The organism is Streptomyces avicenniae (assembly GCF_000719135.1).
Classification (GTDB): Bacteria; Actinomycetota; Actinomycetes; order Streptomycetales; family Streptomycetaceae; genus Streptomyces; species Streptomyces avicenniae.
This window is the reverse complement of sequence record NZ_JOEK01000038.1, coordinates 1-448: the sequence shown is the minus strand read 5'-3', so window position 1 is coordinate 448 and position 448 is coordinate 1. Positions and strand designations below refer to the sequence as shown.

Below are 448 nucleotides of genomic sequence, written 5' to 3'. Positions count from 1 at the left end.
GTTCCACCATGGTCAAGCCGCGGTTGACGCCGTACTTCAGCTTGCCGAGGCCTTCGTCGAGATCGTCGAGGACGCCCATCAGCCGTCGCCCTCACCGTCACCCGGGGCCCCGGCGCGTTGTTCCGGGGAGGGGCCAAAGCTCTCGTCGAGCATCCGCTCGTACTGTGCGTCCGGGAGTCCGACGGACTTGCGCACGGCCTCCGGTCCCCATCCTGGAAGGCCGAGGTTCTCGGAGGTCATGACGTCCCGGCCGGTGTCACGCCAGGCCTGGGTGCTGGTGTCCCACGCCTCTTCGAAGGACTCCTTGCTGTAGTCGGCGTCGCGGACCTGGGTGACCACGTTGTTCGACACGACCTCCTGCCAGCCCAGACCGGCGATCTCGTCCTCCCTCGCATGGGGGTTGCCCATCAGGGAGTTGGTCGTGATCTTCAGGGCGCCTTCCACGTAC

1 pseudogene is annotated in these 448 nt (G+C 66.7%); it reads right to left on the bottom strand.

From position 1 onward, the window contains the following. Positions 1-78: 78 nt before the first annotated feature. Positions 79-448, bottom strand: a pseudogene (locus tag IF27_RS29645) (hypothetical protein); the annotation flags it as partial.